Raw genomic sequence first — 15783 nt, 5'->3', positions numbered from 1 at the left:
CATCGCTTCGGGATCGCTTCTGGATCTCTTCACGACCGCTTCACGACCGCTTCGGGATCGCTTCGGGATCGCTTCGGGATCGCTTCGGGATCGCTTCGGGCAACGGCTTTGCGGTGCGGCCACACCGTATGGCCCCGGACTGGGCGGCCCCCTACAGCCGGGCCAGAGGACCGGCAGCCTCCGGAAGCCCGCCCGGGGACGGGCGCACCGGTGCCCACCTGTGGTTCCGGCGCCCGCCGCCGGTATGCCCGTGGCAACCGGCAGAACTGTGGCAACTGCCGGAGTACTTGTCCTTCCGCACGTTCAAGTTCCCGCAACAAAACGGTAGTTGGCTGAAAAACGCCTCACCGGTGGGCCGTCATCCGGACAGGTCGAGACCTTCGGCGGCGTCGGCCCCGGGCCCCGTCCCGGCCCCGCTCCGGGCGAGTTCGCGGGCCCGGGAGAGGTAGCCGGAGGCCAGGCGCGCGGAGCCGTTCTCCTGGTGCGCGGCGCCGATGCGGCGCAGGGCGAGGACCTGGCCCTCGGTCCAGTCGGCCTGCCGCGCGAGGTCCAGGGCGCTGCCGAACAGCTCCAGGGCCTGCGCGTCGTTCCCCAGCGCCCGGTGGCACTCGGCGCGCCGCAGCTGGGCCGAGGCCTGGGCCCGCGGCTCGCCGTCGGCGACGGCGGCGAACAGGCTGGCGGTCGCGACCTTGAGGCAGTCGCCCGTGTACATCCTCGTCGAGAGGTAGGGGTGGAGGCTTTCGGCCAGGCGCCAGGCGACGGTGGTGAAGCCGGTTCCGGACGCCTGGAGGACGGCCCCGGCCAGGTTCTCCCGCTCGCCTTCCAGCCACTCCGAGGCCTCGCCGTGGTCCGGGAAGACCAGCGCGGCCGAGGGCGCGGCCGCCCCGGCGGACACGGCCGCCTCCGCCGGGTGGAGCAGCCGGGCCGCCGCGTCGGCGTGGTGGAGGTACCAGTCGAAGAGCCGCTGCCGGGCGGCGTGCGCCTCCTCCCGGCCGGCCAGCTCGCGGGCGTACGAGCGCAGCAGGTCGTGGAGTCCGAACCGGCCGGCCGCCCGTTCCCGTACGAGGTGGGCGTCGGTCAGGGCCGCGAGGAGTCCGGCCGCCTCGGCCGGGGTGGTGTCCGCGAGGGCCGCGGCGCCGCCCACGGTCAGGTCGGGCCCCGGCATCAGGCCGAGCAGCCGGAACATCCGCCGGCCCGCCGCCGGGAGCGCGCGGTACGAGAGGTCGAAGGCGGCCCGTACGGTCGAGCGCCGGTCGCCCTCGACGCGCAGGCGGCTGAGCATGTCGTCGCCGGGTAAGGCGGCGCAGTGGTCGGCGATGCGGACGTCGCGGGCGAGCAGGTTGGCCCCGGCGATCCGGATGGCGAGGGGCAGGCCGCCGCAGACCCGCACGAGCCTGCGGGCCGCCTCCTCCTCGGCCGCGACCCGGCTCTCGCCGATGGTGGCGGCGAGCAGCCCGCGGCCCTCCTCCGGGTCGAGGACGTCCAGGACGAGCTGGTGGGCGCCGTCGCTGGCGACGAGACCGGCGAGCCGGCTGCGGCTGGTGATCACCACGGCGCAGCCCCGGGCGCCGGGGATGAGCGGCCTGACCTGTTCGGCGTCGCGCGCGTTGTCGAGGACGATCAGCATCCGCCGGTCGGCGAGCAGCGTGCGGTACAGCGCGGCGGCCTCGTCCTCGTCGGCGGGCAGCCCGCCGGGCGGGGCGCCCAGGGCGCGGAGGAACTGCGCGAGGACGTCGCCGGGGCGCAGCGTCGGGAGCGGGGAGTGGCCGCGCAGGTCGACGAAGAGCTGCCCGTCCTCGAAGTGGTCGCGCCGGGCGTGCGCCCAGTGCTTGGCGAGGGCGGTCTTGCCGACCCCGGGCGCGCCGACCACCGCCATCACGTGTGCGCGGGCGGCCGGGTCGGGCGCGACGAGGGCGTCCAGCTCCCGCATCTGCCGCCGCCGTCCGACGTAGGGCCCGGCCGTGGCGGGCAGTTGGGCCGGGAGGGGACCGGCGGAGGCGGTGCGGCCGGGGGACGCGGGGCGGTCGGGGCGCGGGCCGGGGCGGCCGGGGCGCCGGGCGAGGGGCAGTTGCTGGCGCAGCACCCGCAGGTGGGCGTCGCGGACCTCGGCGCTGGGCGCGATGCCCAGTTCGTCGTCGAGGCGGTCGCGCAGTCGGTTGAAGACGCCCAGCGCGGCGGCCTGTTCGCCGCAGCTGGCGAGGGCGAGGATCAGCCGGGCGTGCAGGCCCTCGTGGAGGGGCTCGGCGTTGACCATGTCCCACAGCACCGGGACGGCCTCCTCGGGCCGGCGCAGCAGCAGCGCGGTGTCGGCGTGGAGCAGGACGGCCTTGACCCGCCGCTCGTTGGCGACCACCGCGGCGGGGTGCTGGCGCAGCACCGGGTCGGCGTCCGCGAGGACCGGGCCCCGCCACCAGCGCAGGGCCTGCGTCAGCGCCTCGTGGGCGGACGCCGGGTCGGGCGTGCGGTGCAGGCGCTCCGCCTGGTCGAGGAGCTCGTCGAAGTGGCCGAGGTCGATCTGGTTCCGGGGCGCTTCGAGGAGGTACCCGACGGGGGTCCGGACGACGCTGGGCGAGGAGCCCTCCTGTTCGAGGAGCCGGCGGACCTGGCTGACGTAGGTGTGGACGAGGCTCTGGTGGGAGCTGGGCGGGCCGGACGGCCAGAGGACGTCGGTGATCTCCCGCTGGGTGGCGGGCTCGGGGTGTTTGAGCGCGAGCAGCCCGAGGAGGCGGCGCAGCATCGGGCTGGTGACGGGGACGGGGGTCCGGCCGCGCCGCAGCGAGAGCGGGCCGAGGATGAGGAGCCGCGGCCGGCCGGCGCCGCGCGGTGCCCCGGCGCGGGCGGCGGCCAGCAGGTCCGCCAGCTCGTCGCCGGTGAGGCCGAGCGCCTCGGCGAGCCGCTGGAGGGTGCGCGCCTGGGGCCGCCGGACCCGTCCGCACTCGATGTCGCGCAGCGCCCGGGTGCTGATCCCGGCCCGCGCGGCGGCCGTCTCCTGACTCAGCCCGGCCCGTCTGCGCAGCGCCCGGAGCCGCGCGCCGAACGGCCCCGGCCCGTCGTCCGGATCACCCCCGGGAACCCCCGTGGCCGACGCCCGCTCCGACATGGCATCCCCCTCATCGATGACCGCGTCCTGTCGATCATGACCGGCGGCGGCCTGGCGGGCCGTGCACGGCCGACTCTGCAGAGGCTTCGTCGATGATCAGTTTGGACTAGACCAATGCCTCCGGCAAGGGCGAACCCTCTTCGCGCGCGTGCGCGCGTGCGCGTGCAGGAGGCCTCGGGAGGGGCGTGCGAGGACCCCGCCCCGGCCGGGCCCCTCGAAAAGATCTCCAAGAAGTCCTCCGAGGGGGCCCGGGAAGATCCTCCAGAAGGATCTTCGAAAAGATCCGCGCAAGATCGCATTACGAGTCCTTTACCGGCCATTGACCCGCGACGCGGCCCCAGTTCACGGAAAGTGATCACACCTCTGCCCCCTCCCTATGTGACGTGCATCACTCATCGGACCGCTTGAGGGTGGATATATCGTGTCAAGCCGCCCTTATGAGACGCACTCTGCTCACCGGAATGAGAGGTTCACGGTGCGGACGGTGATCGACCTCCGTCCGGTCGGTGTTCCGAGAGCCGGGATGTCCGCAGGTCATCACGGTGCGTCCGGTATTCCGCTTTGCCTTCCGGACGACGTAATAGGGAGCCTCCGCGCATCGCATTTCATGAGCGTTGACAGGGGCCGTCACGGACTGTTGTATGAACGCGACCAAGGGGGCGGGATGGCAAAAGGTGGCCGACCGACGAGCTTGACGCCGTAGACGCGTCGCATTCACCTATTGCCATCTCCATCACGGGGAGAGATGTCATGAGCAAAATGAAGCACACCCTTCCGCTCGTCGCCGCGGCCCTTGTTTTAACGACGGGGAGCTTCATCGGCCCCAGCTTCATCCAGCCCGAGGCGGTGGCCGCGAGCAAGCCGGCCGCCACCACCACGACGCCGGCTCCGTCTCACGTCATCGGCGCGCGCACGGCGGCGCGCACCCCCGCCGAACTGCTGATGATCCTGGGCGAGCGGATCAAGAACAAGGACGTCGAAGGGATCATCGCCCTGCACGAGCCCGAGGCGGCCGTCGTCAACTACGACGGGTCGCTCGTCCAGGGCCACGCGGCGATCCGGGCGTTCTACATCGAGTGGTTCAAGTCGGATCCCGTCCTCACCGTCAACCCGCGCCAGACCGTGACCGCCGGAGGCTGGCGCACCTGGGACGGCAAGACGCGCGACCGCACGGCGTCCATCATGGGTGACTACACCCTCACGCAGAACGCGGCCGACGGCACCCGCGAGACCTTCACCGGCGCCTTCTGCGACACCGTGAAGGAACAGTGGGACGGCTCCTGGCTCTACCTCCAGGACAACCCGTACCCGCCGCACGGCGGGCCGGCGCCCACGGCCGCCCACCACTGACCCGGCCGCTCACCACCGCCCCGGCACCCCGGCCCGCCGCGACGCCCCGGCCCGCTTCGGCGCCCCGGCCCGTCCCGGCGTCCCGTCCCTGCCCGGCCGGCGGATCGGCGGACCCGTCACGCACGCGTGAATTCCGCTCCGCCGTGCCGGAAATCGAGGTTCCGGAAATCGAAATTCCGGAAACCGGACGTCCGGAGATCAAGCATTCCGGGGAAAGCCCGGTCACCCGTGGAAAGGGAAACCCCACGGGTGACCGGCCGCCGGGAATCGACCGGCGGACATCGACGCGCCGGCCGTCCGTAGGTTTGGAGCACACGTGAACGTCATCCCCCTCGAAGAATTACCCACCCCGAACGCACGGCAGCAGCCCCCGTGGGAGGACCCGGCGGAAGTCGAGCGGGTCCGGAGGGCGCTGGCCGCCCTCCCCCCGCTCGTGGAGACGGAGTCGCTGGGCAGGCTCCGGCAGCGGCTCGCCGAGGTCGCCGCCGGACAGGCGCAGGTGGTGCAGGCGGGCGACTGCGCGGAGGACCCCGCGGAATCCACCGCGGCGGACGCGGAGCGCAAGACGGGCCTCCTCGACGAACTCGCCGACGTCATGAACGCCGTCACCCGTCAGCCGGTGGTGCGGGTCGGCCGGATCGCCGGCCAGTACGCCAAACCCCGCTCGGCGCCGACCGAGACGGTCGGCGGCGTCGAGATCCCCGTCTACCGGGGGCACCTGGTGAACGGACCGGAGCCGGACCCGGAGGCCCGCCGCCCCGACCCCCGGCGCATGCTGGCCGGCTACCACGCCGCGAGCCGGCTCATGGCCCACCTCTGTCCGACGCCGGAGGCGCGCGTCGACCCGCCCGTCTGGACCAGCCACGAGGCCCTGCTCCTCGACTACGAGATCCCGATGCTGCGACCGGACCGGGAGGGCCGGCTCGCGCTCACCTCGACGCACTGGCCCTGGATCGGCGAGCGGACCCGCCGGCTCCGGGGAGCCCACGTCGCGCTGCTGGCCGACGTGGTGAACCCCGTGGCCTGCAAGGTCGGGCCGCGGACGACGGTCGCCGAGCTGCTCGGGCTCTGCGAGCGTCTCGACCCCGGGAAGGAGCCGGGACGCCTCACCCTGATCGCCCGGATGGGCGCCGACGCCGCCGCCGGCCTGCTGCCGCCGCTGGTCCGGGCCGTGCGCACCGCGGGACACCCGGTGATCTGGCTGGTCGACCCCCTGCACGGGAACACCGTGACCACCGCCGACGGACGCAAGACCCGCGTCGTGGAGACGGTCGTCCGCGAGGTCACCGCCTTCCGGACCGCCGTGCGCGCGGCCGGCGGAACACCGGGCGGGATCCACCTGGAGACCACCCCCGACCCGGTGACCGAATGTGCCGACACCCCGCACGACACCGACCGGGTCGGCGACAAGTACACGACGCTGTGCGACCCGCGGCTCAACCCCCGCCAGGCGAGGACCGTGGTGGCGGCCTGGCGGGAACGGATTCCGCGGGAACGGATTCCGCGGGAGCGGACGACGGACCGAGTGGAGGGAGAACCATGGCGGGCATAGCCCCGATACCGGCCTATCCGCTGCCGACGGCGGCCGAACTGCCCGCCGGCACGGCGAAGTGGACGCCCGACCCGGGCCGCGCGGCCCTGCTCGTCCACGACATGCAGCGGTACTTCCTCGCGCCCTTCGCCCCGGAGACCCGCGACCCGCTGGTGCGCCACTGCGCCCTCCTGCGGGAGCGGTGCGCCGGGCTCGGCGTCCCGGTGTTCTACACCGCGCAGCCCGGCGGCATGACGGACGAGGAACGCGGCCTGCTCAAGGACTTCTGGGGGCCGGGCATGCGGGTCGACCCCGCCGACCGCCAGATCGTCCCCGAGCTCGCCCCCTCGCCGGCCGACCGGGTGCTCACCAAGTGGCGCTACAGCGCGTTCTTCCGCTCCGACCTGCTGGCGCAGCTGCGTGCCCGGGGCCGCGACCAGCTGATCGTCTGCGGCGTGTACGCCCACGTCGGAGTGGTGGCGACGGCCCTGGAGGCGTTCACCAACGACATCCGGACGTTCCTGGTCGCCGACGCCGTCGGCGACTTCTCCGCCGACCACCACCGGCTGGCCCTCGCGTACGCGGCCGCCCGCTGCTCGGTGGTCACGACCACGGAGGAGGTGTTCCGGTGAACCCCACGGAGCTGCTCCGGCGGGTGCTGGGCCCCGACCCGGGAGCCTTCGCCCTGCTGCACCGTCCCGAGGCCCTGGGCCCGGACCGCGTGGAGGTCCTGCTCGGCCGGATCGGCACCCCGGCCCGGCTCGCCGACATCCCGGTGGCCGACCGGACCGGGCAGCCGGACGGCCCCCGGCACGAGACGCTGGTCCTGGTGCCCCACCGGCAGGTCGCCGAGCGCGGTTTCGCCGCCGCCGAGGACGGCTCGCCGCTGCTGGCGATGGAGGTGACCGACCAGGGGCTGGTCCGTACGTCCGACGTGCTCGACGCGCTGCCGGACGAGCCGATCACCCTGACCGGCGGGCACTTCGACACCGACGACGAGGCCTACGCGGACACCGTCCGCACCGTGCTCCGGGACGAGATAGGCACCGGAGAGGGCTCCAACTTCGTCATCAAGCGCTCGTTCGTCACCGGCATCGCCGGGTACTCGACGCGCAGCGCGCTCAGCCTGTTCCGCCGGCTGCTCACCCGGGAGAGCGGCGCCTACTGGACCTTCGTCGTCCACACCGGCACCCGCACCTTCGTCGGGGCCACGCCCGAGCGCCACGTCAGCCTGCGCGACGGCGTCGCCGCCATGACCCCGATCAGCGGCACCTACCGCTACCCGGCCACGGGACCGGTCCTGTCGGAGGTCATGGAGTTCCTCACCGACGGCAAGGAGACCGACGAGCTGTACATGGTCCTCGACGAGGAACTCAAGATGATGGCCCGGGTCTGCCGGGGCGGCGGCCGCGTGGCCGGGCCGTTCCTGCGGGAGATGGCCCGGCTCGCGCACACCGAGTACACCATCGAGGGGCACAGCGACCTCGACCCGCGGGACATCCTGCGGGAGACGATGTTCGCCCCCACCGTGACCGGCAGCCCGCTCGAGAACGCCTGCCGGGTGATCGCCCGCTACGAGCCCCGCGGCCGGGGGTACTACGGGGGCGTCGCGGCCCTCATCGGCCGTGACGCCGACGGCGCGCGCGCCCTGGACTCGGCCATCCTCATCCGTACCGCCGACATCCGGACCCCGGACGCCGACGGCACCGCACGCGTCGAGGTCGGCGTCGGCGCGACCCTGGTCCGGCACTCCGACCCCGACGCCGAGGTCGCCGAGACCCGCACCAAGGCCGCCGGCGTGCTCGCGGCGCTGGGCGCCGACGGGCGGCTCCACGGACACCCGCTGGTCCGGGAGGCACTGGGCAGGCGCAACGAGTCGATCGCGGACTTCTGGCTCAGCGAGACCGGGAAGCGCGCGCGGCCCCATCCGGTGCTCGAAGGCCGCCGGGCGCTGGTCGTCGACGCCGAGGACACCTTCAGCGCGATGCTGGCCCACCAGCTGCGCGCCCTCGGGCTGACCGTGGAGCTCGGCGGCTTCGACGCGCCCCACCGCTTCGACGCCCACGACCTCGTCGTCATGGGCCCCGGTCCCGGCGACCCCCGGGACGCCGGCCACCCCAGGATGGCCGGACTCGCCTCGTCCATCGAGGAGCTGCTGGAGCGGCGCGCGCCGTTCCTGGCCGTCTGCCTGAGCCACCAGCTGCTCTGCCGGCGCCTCGGCCTCGAACTGCGGCGCCGGGACGTCCCGAACCAGGGCGTCCAGCGCGAGATCGACCTGTTCGGCTCGCGCGAACGCGTGGGGTTCTACAACTCCTACTCGGCCCGCGCGCGGGCCGGCCGGCTGGAGTGCCCCGGCGTCGGCGAGGTGGAGGTCTGCCTCGACCCCGGCACCGGCGAGGTGCACGCCCTGCGCGGACCGCACTTCGGCTCGGTGCAGTTCCACCTCGAGTCCGTGCTCACCCGGGACAGCGGGCGCGTCCTGGCCGAGCTGCTCGTACCGCTGATGGAGACCGCGGAGGTACTGAACGCATGAAAGCCACCATCGCCTGGTGGGACCTCACCGGGTCCGGCCAGACCGTCGAGTCCCTGCGCGTCTACCTGCGCGACGAGGGCGTGGAGCCGTGGACGGAGGTCCCCGGCATGCGGTTGAAGTTCTGGATCTCCGACCCGGCGACCGACCGCTGGGGCGCCGTGATGCTGTGGGACTCCGACGCCGACCTGACGGCCCCGATGCCGCCCAACCGGGCCACCGAGCTCATCGGGCGTCCGCCGGCCGTCCGGATGGTGTCCGACGTCGAGGCCGTCGTCGAGGGCGCCCACTCCGGCGGGCCGCTCGAAGGCGGCCTGGCCTTCGACGCGATCGGGAAGGCGTCGTGAGCGCCCCGGCCCGGCCCCGGGCCGCCGAGGAGTTCACCGCCCCGCCCGCCGAACCGATGGCGCTGCTCAGGGCCTGGTTCGACGGCGCCGTCGCGGACGCCGTCCGCGAGCCGGGGGCGCTGGCGCTGGCCACCGTCGACGCCCGCGGCCACGTCTCCAACCGGATCGTCCAGGTCCTCGGGATCCGTACGACGGGCCTGGTGTTCGCCAGCCACTCCGACAGCCGCAAGGGCCGGGACCTGGCCGGTTCGGGACGGGCGTCCGGGGTCTTCTACTGGCGCGAGGCCGGCCGCCAGGTGAGCGTGAGCGGCGCGGCCCGCCCGCTGCCCGACGAGGAGTCCGAGGCCCTGTGGGCGGCGCGGCCCGCCGCCACGCACCCGATGTCGGTGGCCGCGCACCAGAGCGCGCCGCTCCTGGACGAGGACGCGCTGCGCGAGCGGGCCCGCGAGCTGGGCCGGGACGGCACGGCGCTGCCCCGCCCGGACCGCTGGCTGGGCTATCTGCTGGAGCCGGATTCGGTGGAGTTCTGGCAGGCCGAACCGGAGGACCGGTTGCACCGCAGGCTGCGCTACGAGCGCGGCGGTTCCGGCTGGAGCGCGGGCCGGCTCCAGCCGTGAGCGTGCTCCGGACCGTGGACCCGAGAGGAAGAAGGGCAAGTCGATGTGTGGAATGACGGGCTGGGTCTCGTTCGACCGGGACCTGACGCAGCAGCGTGCGCGGCTGGACGCGATGACGGAGACCATGGCCTGCCGGGGCCCCGACGCCGCCGGCGGCTGGCTCGACCGGCACGCGGCGATCGGCCACCGGCGGCTGGCGGTCATCGACCTCGAAGGCGGCACCCAGCCCATGGTGGTGCCCACCGACGACGGACCGGTGACCATCACCTACACCGGTGAGGTCTACAACTACACCGAGCTGCGGGCCGAGCTGCTGCGCCGCGGCCACCGGTTCCTGACCCGCAGCGACACCGAGGTCGTGCTCCACGGCTACCTGGAGTGGGGCGAGGGGGTCGCCGAACGGCTCAACGGCATGTTCGCGTTCGCCGTCTGGGATTCCCGGGTCGAGAAGCTGGTGATGATCCGCGACCGGATGGGCGTCAAGCCGCTCTACTACTACGGCACCGACGACGGGGTGCTCTTCGGCTCCGAGCCGAAGGCGATCCTCGCCAACCCGCTGGCGGACCGCGCCGTCGACCTCGCCGGGCTGCGGGAGCTGGTCAGCTTCACCCAGACGCCGGGCAGCTCCGTGTGGTGCGGCATGAACGAGGTGGTCCCGGGCGGCCTGGTCACCGTCGACCGCTCCGGCCTGCGCGAGCACCGCTACTGGACGCTGCCCACCCGCCCGCACACCGACGACCTGAAGACCACCGTCGCCACCGTGCGCGAACTGCTCGAGGACATCGTCAGCCGTCAGGTGGTCTCCGACGTCCCGCGCTGCACCCTGCTCTCCGGCGGTCTGGACTCCAGCGTGATCACCGCCCTGGCCGCCGCGAAGCTGGGCCGGCCCGGGGAGCACGGCGAGCCCGGCGAGAAGGTGCGCAGCTTCGCGGTGGACTTCGTCGGACGGGAGGACGACTTCGTCGCCGACGACCTGCGGGGCACGACGGACGCCCCGTACGCGCTCGAGGTCGCCGCGCACGTCGGCTCCCGGCACGAGGCGATCGTGCTCGACCACGCCGCGATCGCCGATCCGGACGTGCGCCGGGCCGTCATCACCGCGCGGGACAGTCCGCTCAGCCTCGGCGACATGGACGCCTCGCTCTACCTGCTGTTCCAGGCCATCCGCCGGCAGTCCACCGTCGCCCTGTCCGGCGAGTCCGCCGACGAGGTCTTCGGCGGGTACCGGTGGTTCCACCAGCCGGAGGTCCAGGCCGCGCAGACCTTCCCCTGGATGGCCGTCTTCGTCAGCGGGGCGCGGGCGCAGGTGTCCGACCGCTTCAACGCCGACATCACCGCCGCCCTGGACCTGCCCGCGTACATCCGCGACCGCTACTCCGACGCGGTCGGCGAGGTCGAGCGGGCCGAGGGCGAGAGCGACCACGAGATGCGGATGCGGGTGATGTGCCACCTGCACCTGACGCGCTTCGTCCGGATGCTCCTGGAGCGCAAGGACCGGATCAGCATGGCCGTCGGGCTGGAGGTCCGGGTCCCCTTCTGCGACCACCGCCTCGTCGAGTACGTCTACAACACCCCGTGGTCGATGAAGACCTTCGACGGCAGGGAGAAGAGCCTGCTCCGCGCCGCGACCGCGGACCTGCTGCCGCGGTCGGTGCTGGACCGGGTGAAGGCCCCCTACCCGGCCACGCTGGACCCGCACTACACCGGCGCGCTCCTCCAGCAGTCCAAGGAGCTGCTCACGACCGACGACCCGGTCTTCGGCCTGGTCGACCGCGGCCGGCTGGAGGAGATCACGCGGCAGGACCCGGCCACCATGCCGATCGACGTCCGCAACGGCATGGAGCGCGTGCTCGACCTGAGCACCTGGCTGGACGTCTACCGGCCCGAGCTGCGGCTCTGACGCCGCTTCCGGCCGTCCCGGCCGACGACCGGGACGGCCGCGCGCCCCACGTCGACGCCCATGCCCGCACCACGGATGGAGGAGTACGAAGATGGGAACGGAAGACGCCCGACCCGAGGGACCCGACGCCGGCCTCGACCTGCGCGCCCGGCACCGTGCCGTCGTCGCGGACTACATGAGCCGCAAGGGCGAGAACCGGCTGACGCGCTACCTGCTCTTCACCGAGGACGGCAGTGCCGGCCTGTGGACCAGCGACACCGGCGAACCGGTCGACTCCCGGGGACACGAGAAGCTCAAGGCGCACGGCGAGTGGTCGCTGCGCATGTTCCCCGACTGGGAGTGGAAGAACGTCGAGATCTTCGACACGCAGGACCCCAACCGGTTCTGGGTCGAGTGCGACGGGGAGGGGAAGATCCTCTACCCGGCCTATCCGCCCGGCCACTACCGGAACCACTTCATCCACTCGTTCCTGCTTCAGGACGGGAGGATCAAGCAGCAGCGCGAGTTCATGAACCCGTTCCAGCAGCTGCGCGCGCTGGGCATCGAGGTGCCGAAGATCGACCGCGGCGGGATCCCCACCTAGGGGATGCGTCGCGAAGGTCCCGCCCGCCCGTCCACACCCACGGCAAGGAGCACCAGGTGACATCTCGGCTCAACCCGTACATCGCCTTCGACGGGAACGCCAGGGAGGCGATGGAGTTCTACCACGAGGTCCTCGGCGGCAAGCTGGAGCTGGGCAGCTTCGGCGACTTCGGCTCGTCGGAGTCGCCCGACGCCGACAGGATCATGCACGCCACGCTCACCACCGCCGACGGCTTCACGGTGATGGCCTGGGACGTCCCGGAGCGGGTCCCCTTCGACCCGGGCACCAACGTCGCGCTCTATCTCGGCGGCGACGACCCCGGCCTGCGCGCGTACTTCGAGGGGCTGTCCGCCGGCGGCACCGTGGCGATGCCCCTCAAGCAGCAGATCTGGGGCGACGAGGCGGGCACGCTCGTCGACAGGTTCGGCATCACCTGGATGTTCAACATCACCCGGCGGCAGCCCTGAGATCGCCCGGTGCGGGCGGCGCCCCCGACGGCGCCGCCCGCGTCGGGGGCGACCCGTGTCGCCCGAAAACCCCTGTCGTGCCGCGGGACACCGCGGCGAAGCGGACCGGCCGGATCCGGTCGGCGGGTCGGAATGGTGAGGTCTCCATGACAGTCGACGTGCAGGCCACGCGGGACGTGGTCGACATCATCACCGGGGGCTGGAGGGCGCAGGCGCTCTACACCGCGGTCAAACTCGGCCTGCCCGACCACGTCGAGGCCGGCCGCGACACCGACGCCGAACTGGCCAAGGCGACCGGGGCGAGCGAGGGGGGCGTCCACCGCCTGATGCGCCTGCTGGTGGCCATGGGCATATTCGAGGGCGGCGACTCCACGGGCTACCGCGGCACCCGGGTGAGCGCCGCCCTCCTCGAAGGCCCCGGATCCCTGGGCGACATGTGCCTGCTGTACGGCGAGGAGTTCTACTCCGCCTGGGGCCACGCCCACCACGCCATCGGCACCGAGAGCTCGGGGTTCGAGATGGCCCACGGCCGCCCGTTCTACGACTACCTGGGGCAGGACGCGGCCACCGCCCGCCGGTTCCAGGCCACCATGAACACCGCCAGCATGTTCTTCCACCGGGTGCCCGAGGTCTTCGACTTCTCCGGGAAGAAGGTCGTGGACGTGGGCGGCGGCGGCGGGCAGCTGCTCGCCACGATCCTCGGGGCCGCGCCGGACGCCCGGGGCACGCTCTTCGACCTCGCGCACATGATGCCCAAGGCGCGGGAGCACCTGTCCGCCGCCGTCGGCCCGGACCGGGTCGAGCTGGTGCCGGGCGACATGTTCCGGGGCGTCCCGGCGGGCGGCGACGTCTACCTCCTGTGCCGCGTGCTGGCCGGCCACGACGACGAGGCCGTCGTCCGCGTCTTCGAGCACTGCCGCCGCGCCATGGCGGACTCCTCCTCCCGGCTGCTGATCCTCGACCGGTTCGTCGAGGACGAGAACCCCACCGTGCTGCCCGCCCTGTGGGACCTGCACCTCCTGGTGACGACGGGCGGCGAGCACCGCACCGTCGACCGGATCACCCGGCTCCTCGGCCGGGCGGGCCTGGAGGTCGCCGAAACCGCGGAGCTGCCCATGGAGACGACCGCCCTGATCGTCGCTCCGCGTCCCGCGTAACGACAGGAGGAGACCTCGGTGTTCAAGCTGGCAACGATCGGCGTCTACGGATTCGACGGCGATTCCTTCCTGGAACGGCTGCGGCTGGCGGACGTGCGCCTGCTGCTCGACGTACGGCAGCGCCGCGGGGTCCGCGGACCGGACTACGCCTGGGCGAACTCGCTCCGGCTGCAGGCGGCCCTCGCCGGGGCCGGGATCGCCTACCGGCACCACCGCGAGCTCGCCCCGACCACCGAGCTGCGCCACCTGCAGTACGCCGAGGACGACCGCCAGGGGGTCGGCAAGCGCTCGCGGCGCGAGCTCGCGGCCGAGTACACCCGGCGCTACACCGCCGAGATCCTCGACCCGGCCGACCTCGACCCGCTCGTGGACGAGCTGCCGGACAGCGGCGTCGCGGCGCTGTTCTGCGTCGAGCGCGACCCCGAGGCGTGCCACCGGTCGCTGATCGCCGGCCGGCTGGCCGAGCGGCACGGCGTCACCGTCGAACACCTGAGGCCGCTGTGACGGGCGGCGTCCTGCGGGCCGGTCCGGCGCGCCCGCGGATCGCGGTGTTCGCCGGGCCGACGGCGACGATCCTGAACACCCCGGACCTGGTCACGTCGAACAAGGCCCGCGCTCGCCACGGCCTTCCGCTCCGCCCGGACCGCCGCGACGTCCTGCGCCCCCAGCGGCTCGCGGCGCCCGCGACGCTGTACGTCGAGGCGTTCAGCGCGCACCCGCTCGAAGGGGACGCGGCGGAGCTGTACGCCCCGCCGGACGGCTGGCTCGACGGGGACGGCACGTTCCACGCCGAGCGGCCGTCCGGCGACGCCACCGCGGTGTACGTCGTCGAACTCGACCCGTCCGACGGCCTCTACCCGCTCCCCTACATGGCGCGGCAGGCCGACGGATCGGCCTGGGAGGAGACCTCGGCGGCCCCGTACGCGCCGCCGGAGGCCGCCCGGCAGACCTTCTACCCCGACGCCCGCCGCCTCTACGAGGAGATCGAGCGGTTCGGTCTCGCCGACCACGGCACCCCCGTCGAGCTGCGGTCCCTCGCCGACTTCGCGTTCTTCCGCGCCGCCCCGTCCGGCGGTCCCACCACGGGCCCGGGGTCCGAGCGCCTCGGGCGGGACTTCTTCGTCTACTACCCGTACCACCTCCAGAGCGAGCCCGGCCTGGCGGAGCTCGCCCGGGCGACCAACCAGGTCCAGGACGTACTCGCCACGGGCGAGTTCGCCGGCGTGCAGTGGCTGGAGGGGAGCCCGACCGTCGACGAGACCCTGTACTGGCTCGGGCTGCTGATCGACACGAAGGTGCCGCTCGTCGGGCACGCGGCGCAGCGCCGTCACCAGTCCCTGAGCGCCGACGGCGACCGCAACGTGGTGGACGGCGTGAAGTTCATCGCGTCGGGCGTCGCCCTGGACGAGCGGGGCGAGGACCGCGTCGGCGCCTGCGTGATCGTCGACGAGCTCGTCTACTCGGCCCGGGACGTGACCAAGGTCGACGCCCGGCCGGGCGGCTACGAGGTCACCGGCGGCCACGGAGGAGTGGTCGCCGACCTCGGCGGCTACGGCCCCCCGCAGCTCACCTACCTCCCGGCCCGCAGGCACACCCACCGCTCGGACGTGCGCCTCACCGTGCTCCCCGGGCGGGTGACCGGCGTGACCGGGCGCCTGGACACCGGCGTGAGCACGGTCGACGTCGGGACGAAGGACGCCGGGGGCCTCGTGCCGGAGGCCATGCCGTACGTGTCGATCACCAAGTACAGCCGGTACGCGGCGACCGGGACCGGCACCGACGACCCGCCCGTCGCCGAGGAGGAGGTCGAGATCCTGGCCCGGATCGACGCCAACCTCGCCCGCGCGCCGCTGTCCGGCTTCGTGTGCGAGGGCATGTCGCCGTTCGGGATGGCCGACCCGACGAGGAACGCGGCACTCGGCGTCGCCGTCTTCGCCGGCATGCCGGTGGTCCGCACGGGCCGCGGCAACACCGGGGGCATGGCCTACCGCACCGATCCGGTGTTCGTCTCGGGCAACAACCTGACGGCCACCAAGGCGCGTCTGCTGCTCATGGCCGCCCTGCTCAGGTTCGGCGCCCTGCCCCCGGCCGCGGACCCCTTCCACCCGACCCCCGACGAGCGCGCGGCCACCGAGAAGGCGGTCGCCCGGTACCAGGACCTCTTCGACACCCACTGAGTCCCCGACGCCCCGACGCCCCGA

The 15783-nt window shown here is 73.4% G+C and carries 13 protein-coding genes; 12 read left to right on the top strand and 1 reads right to left on the bottom strand.

What is annotated here, in order from left to right; translation table 11 throughout:
- Positions 1–358: 358 nt before the first annotated feature.
- Positions 359–3100, bottom strand: a complete 2742-nt coding sequence (locus ACIP5O_RS03075; protein ID WP_401287846.1) for a BTAD domain-containing putative transcriptional regulator — start codon at positions 3098–3100, stop codon at positions 359–361.
- A 750-nt stretch (positions 3101–3850) separates the two neighbouring features.
- Here ACIP5O_RS03075 and ACIP5O_RS03070 point away from each other — a divergent pair.
- The 12 genes from ACIP5O_RS03070 (at position 3851) to ACIP5O_RS03015 (ending at position 15759) form a co-directional block, all read left to right on the top strand.
- Complete coding sequence (locus tag ACIP5O_RS03070) at positions 3851–4450, top strand: YybH family protein (RefSeq protein ID WP_401287844.1); 600 nt, start codon at positions 3851–3853, stop codon at positions 4448–4450.
- A gap of 316 nt (positions 4451–4766) precedes the next feature.
- Positions 4767–6002 carry a 3-deoxy-7-phosphoheptulonate synthase gene (locus tag ACIP5O_RS03065; RefSeq protein ID WP_401287842.1) on the top strand — a complete coding sequence of 412 codons (1236 nt, stop codon included), beginning with the start codon at positions 4767–4769 and terminating at the stop codon, positions 6000–6002.
- Complete coding sequence (locus tag ACIP5O_RS03060; protein WP_401287839.1) at positions 5990–6613, top strand: isochorismatase family protein; 624 nt, start codon at positions 5990–5992, stop codon at positions 6611–6613. Before ACIP5O_RS03065 ends, ACIP5O_RS03060 begins: the two co-directional genes overlap by 13 nt.
- Complete coding sequence (locus ACIP5O_RS03055) at positions 6610–8514, top strand: anthranilate synthase family protein (RefSeq protein WP_401287837.1); 1905 nt, start codon at positions 6610–6612, stop codon at positions 8512–8514. The genes ACIP5O_RS03060 and ACIP5O_RS03055 overlap by 4 nt, the downstream gene beginning before the upstream one ends.
- Positions 8511–8858: a hypothetical protein gene (locus tag ACIP5O_RS03050; RefSeq protein ID WP_401287835.1), complete on the top strand. Its 348-nt coding sequence runs from the start codon at positions 8511–8513 to the stop codon at positions 8856–8858. The genes ACIP5O_RS03055 and ACIP5O_RS03050 overlap by 4 nt, the downstream gene beginning before the upstream one ends.
- Complete coding sequence (phzG, locus tag ACIP5O_RS03045; protein WP_401287832.1) at positions 8855–9475, top strand: phenazine biosynthesis FMN-dependent oxidase PhzG; 621 nt, start codon at positions 8855–8857, stop codon at positions 9473–9475. The genes ACIP5O_RS03050 and phzG overlap by 4 nt, the downstream gene beginning before the upstream one ends.
- A gap of 43 nt (positions 9476–9518) precedes the next feature.
- Positions 9519–11375: an asparagine synthase (glutamine-hydrolyzing) gene (gene asnB, locus ACIP5O_RS03040; RefSeq protein ID WP_401287829.1), complete on the top strand. Its 1857-nt coding sequence runs from the start codon at positions 9519–9521 to the stop codon at positions 11373–11375.
- 91 nt (positions 11376–11466) lie between these two features.
- Positions 11467–11958 (top strand): PhzA/PhzB family protein, encoded by a 492-nt coding sequence (locus tag ACIP5O_RS03035; protein WP_401287826.1) that lies wholly within the window; start codon positions 11467–11469, stop codon positions 11956–11958.
- Between the two features lie 56 nt (positions 11959–12014).
- The gene (locus ACIP5O_RS03030) at positions 12015–12425 is read left to right on the top strand and encodes a VOC family protein (protein WP_401287823.1); all 411 of its coding nucleotides are present in this window, start codon (positions 12015–12017) and stop codon (positions 12423–12425) included.
- 146 nt (positions 12426–12571) lie between these two features.
- Positions 12572–13582, top strand: coding sequence for a methyltransferase (locus ACIP5O_RS03025; protein WP_401287820.1), 1011 nt, complete (start codon positions 12572–12574; stop codon positions 13580–13582).
- 18 nt (positions 13583–13600) lie between these two features.
- The gene (locus ACIP5O_RS03020) at positions 13601–14086 is read left to right on the top strand and encodes a DUF488 family protein (protein ID WP_401287817.1); all 486 of its coding nucleotides are present in this window, start codon (positions 13601–13603) and stop codon (positions 14084–14086) included.
- On the top strand, positions 14083–15759 hold the full coding sequence (locus ACIP5O_RS03015) for an asparaginase domain-containing protein (RefSeq protein ID WP_401287814.1): 1677 nt from the start codon (positions 14083–14085) through the stop codon (positions 15757–15759). The genes ACIP5O_RS03020 and ACIP5O_RS03015 overlap by 4 nt, the downstream gene beginning before the upstream one ends.
- Positions 15760–15783 lie beyond the last annotated feature (24 nt).

The sequence above is a fragment of the Streptomyces sp. NPDC088915 genome (assembly GCF_044749825.1).
In the GTDB taxonomy this organism is placed as follows: Bacteria; Actinomycetota; Actinomycetes; order Streptomycetales; family Streptomycetaceae; genus Streptomyces.
The sequence above is the reverse complement of the archived record's forward strand: the minus strand, read 5'-3'. Positions and strand labels throughout refer to the sequence as shown.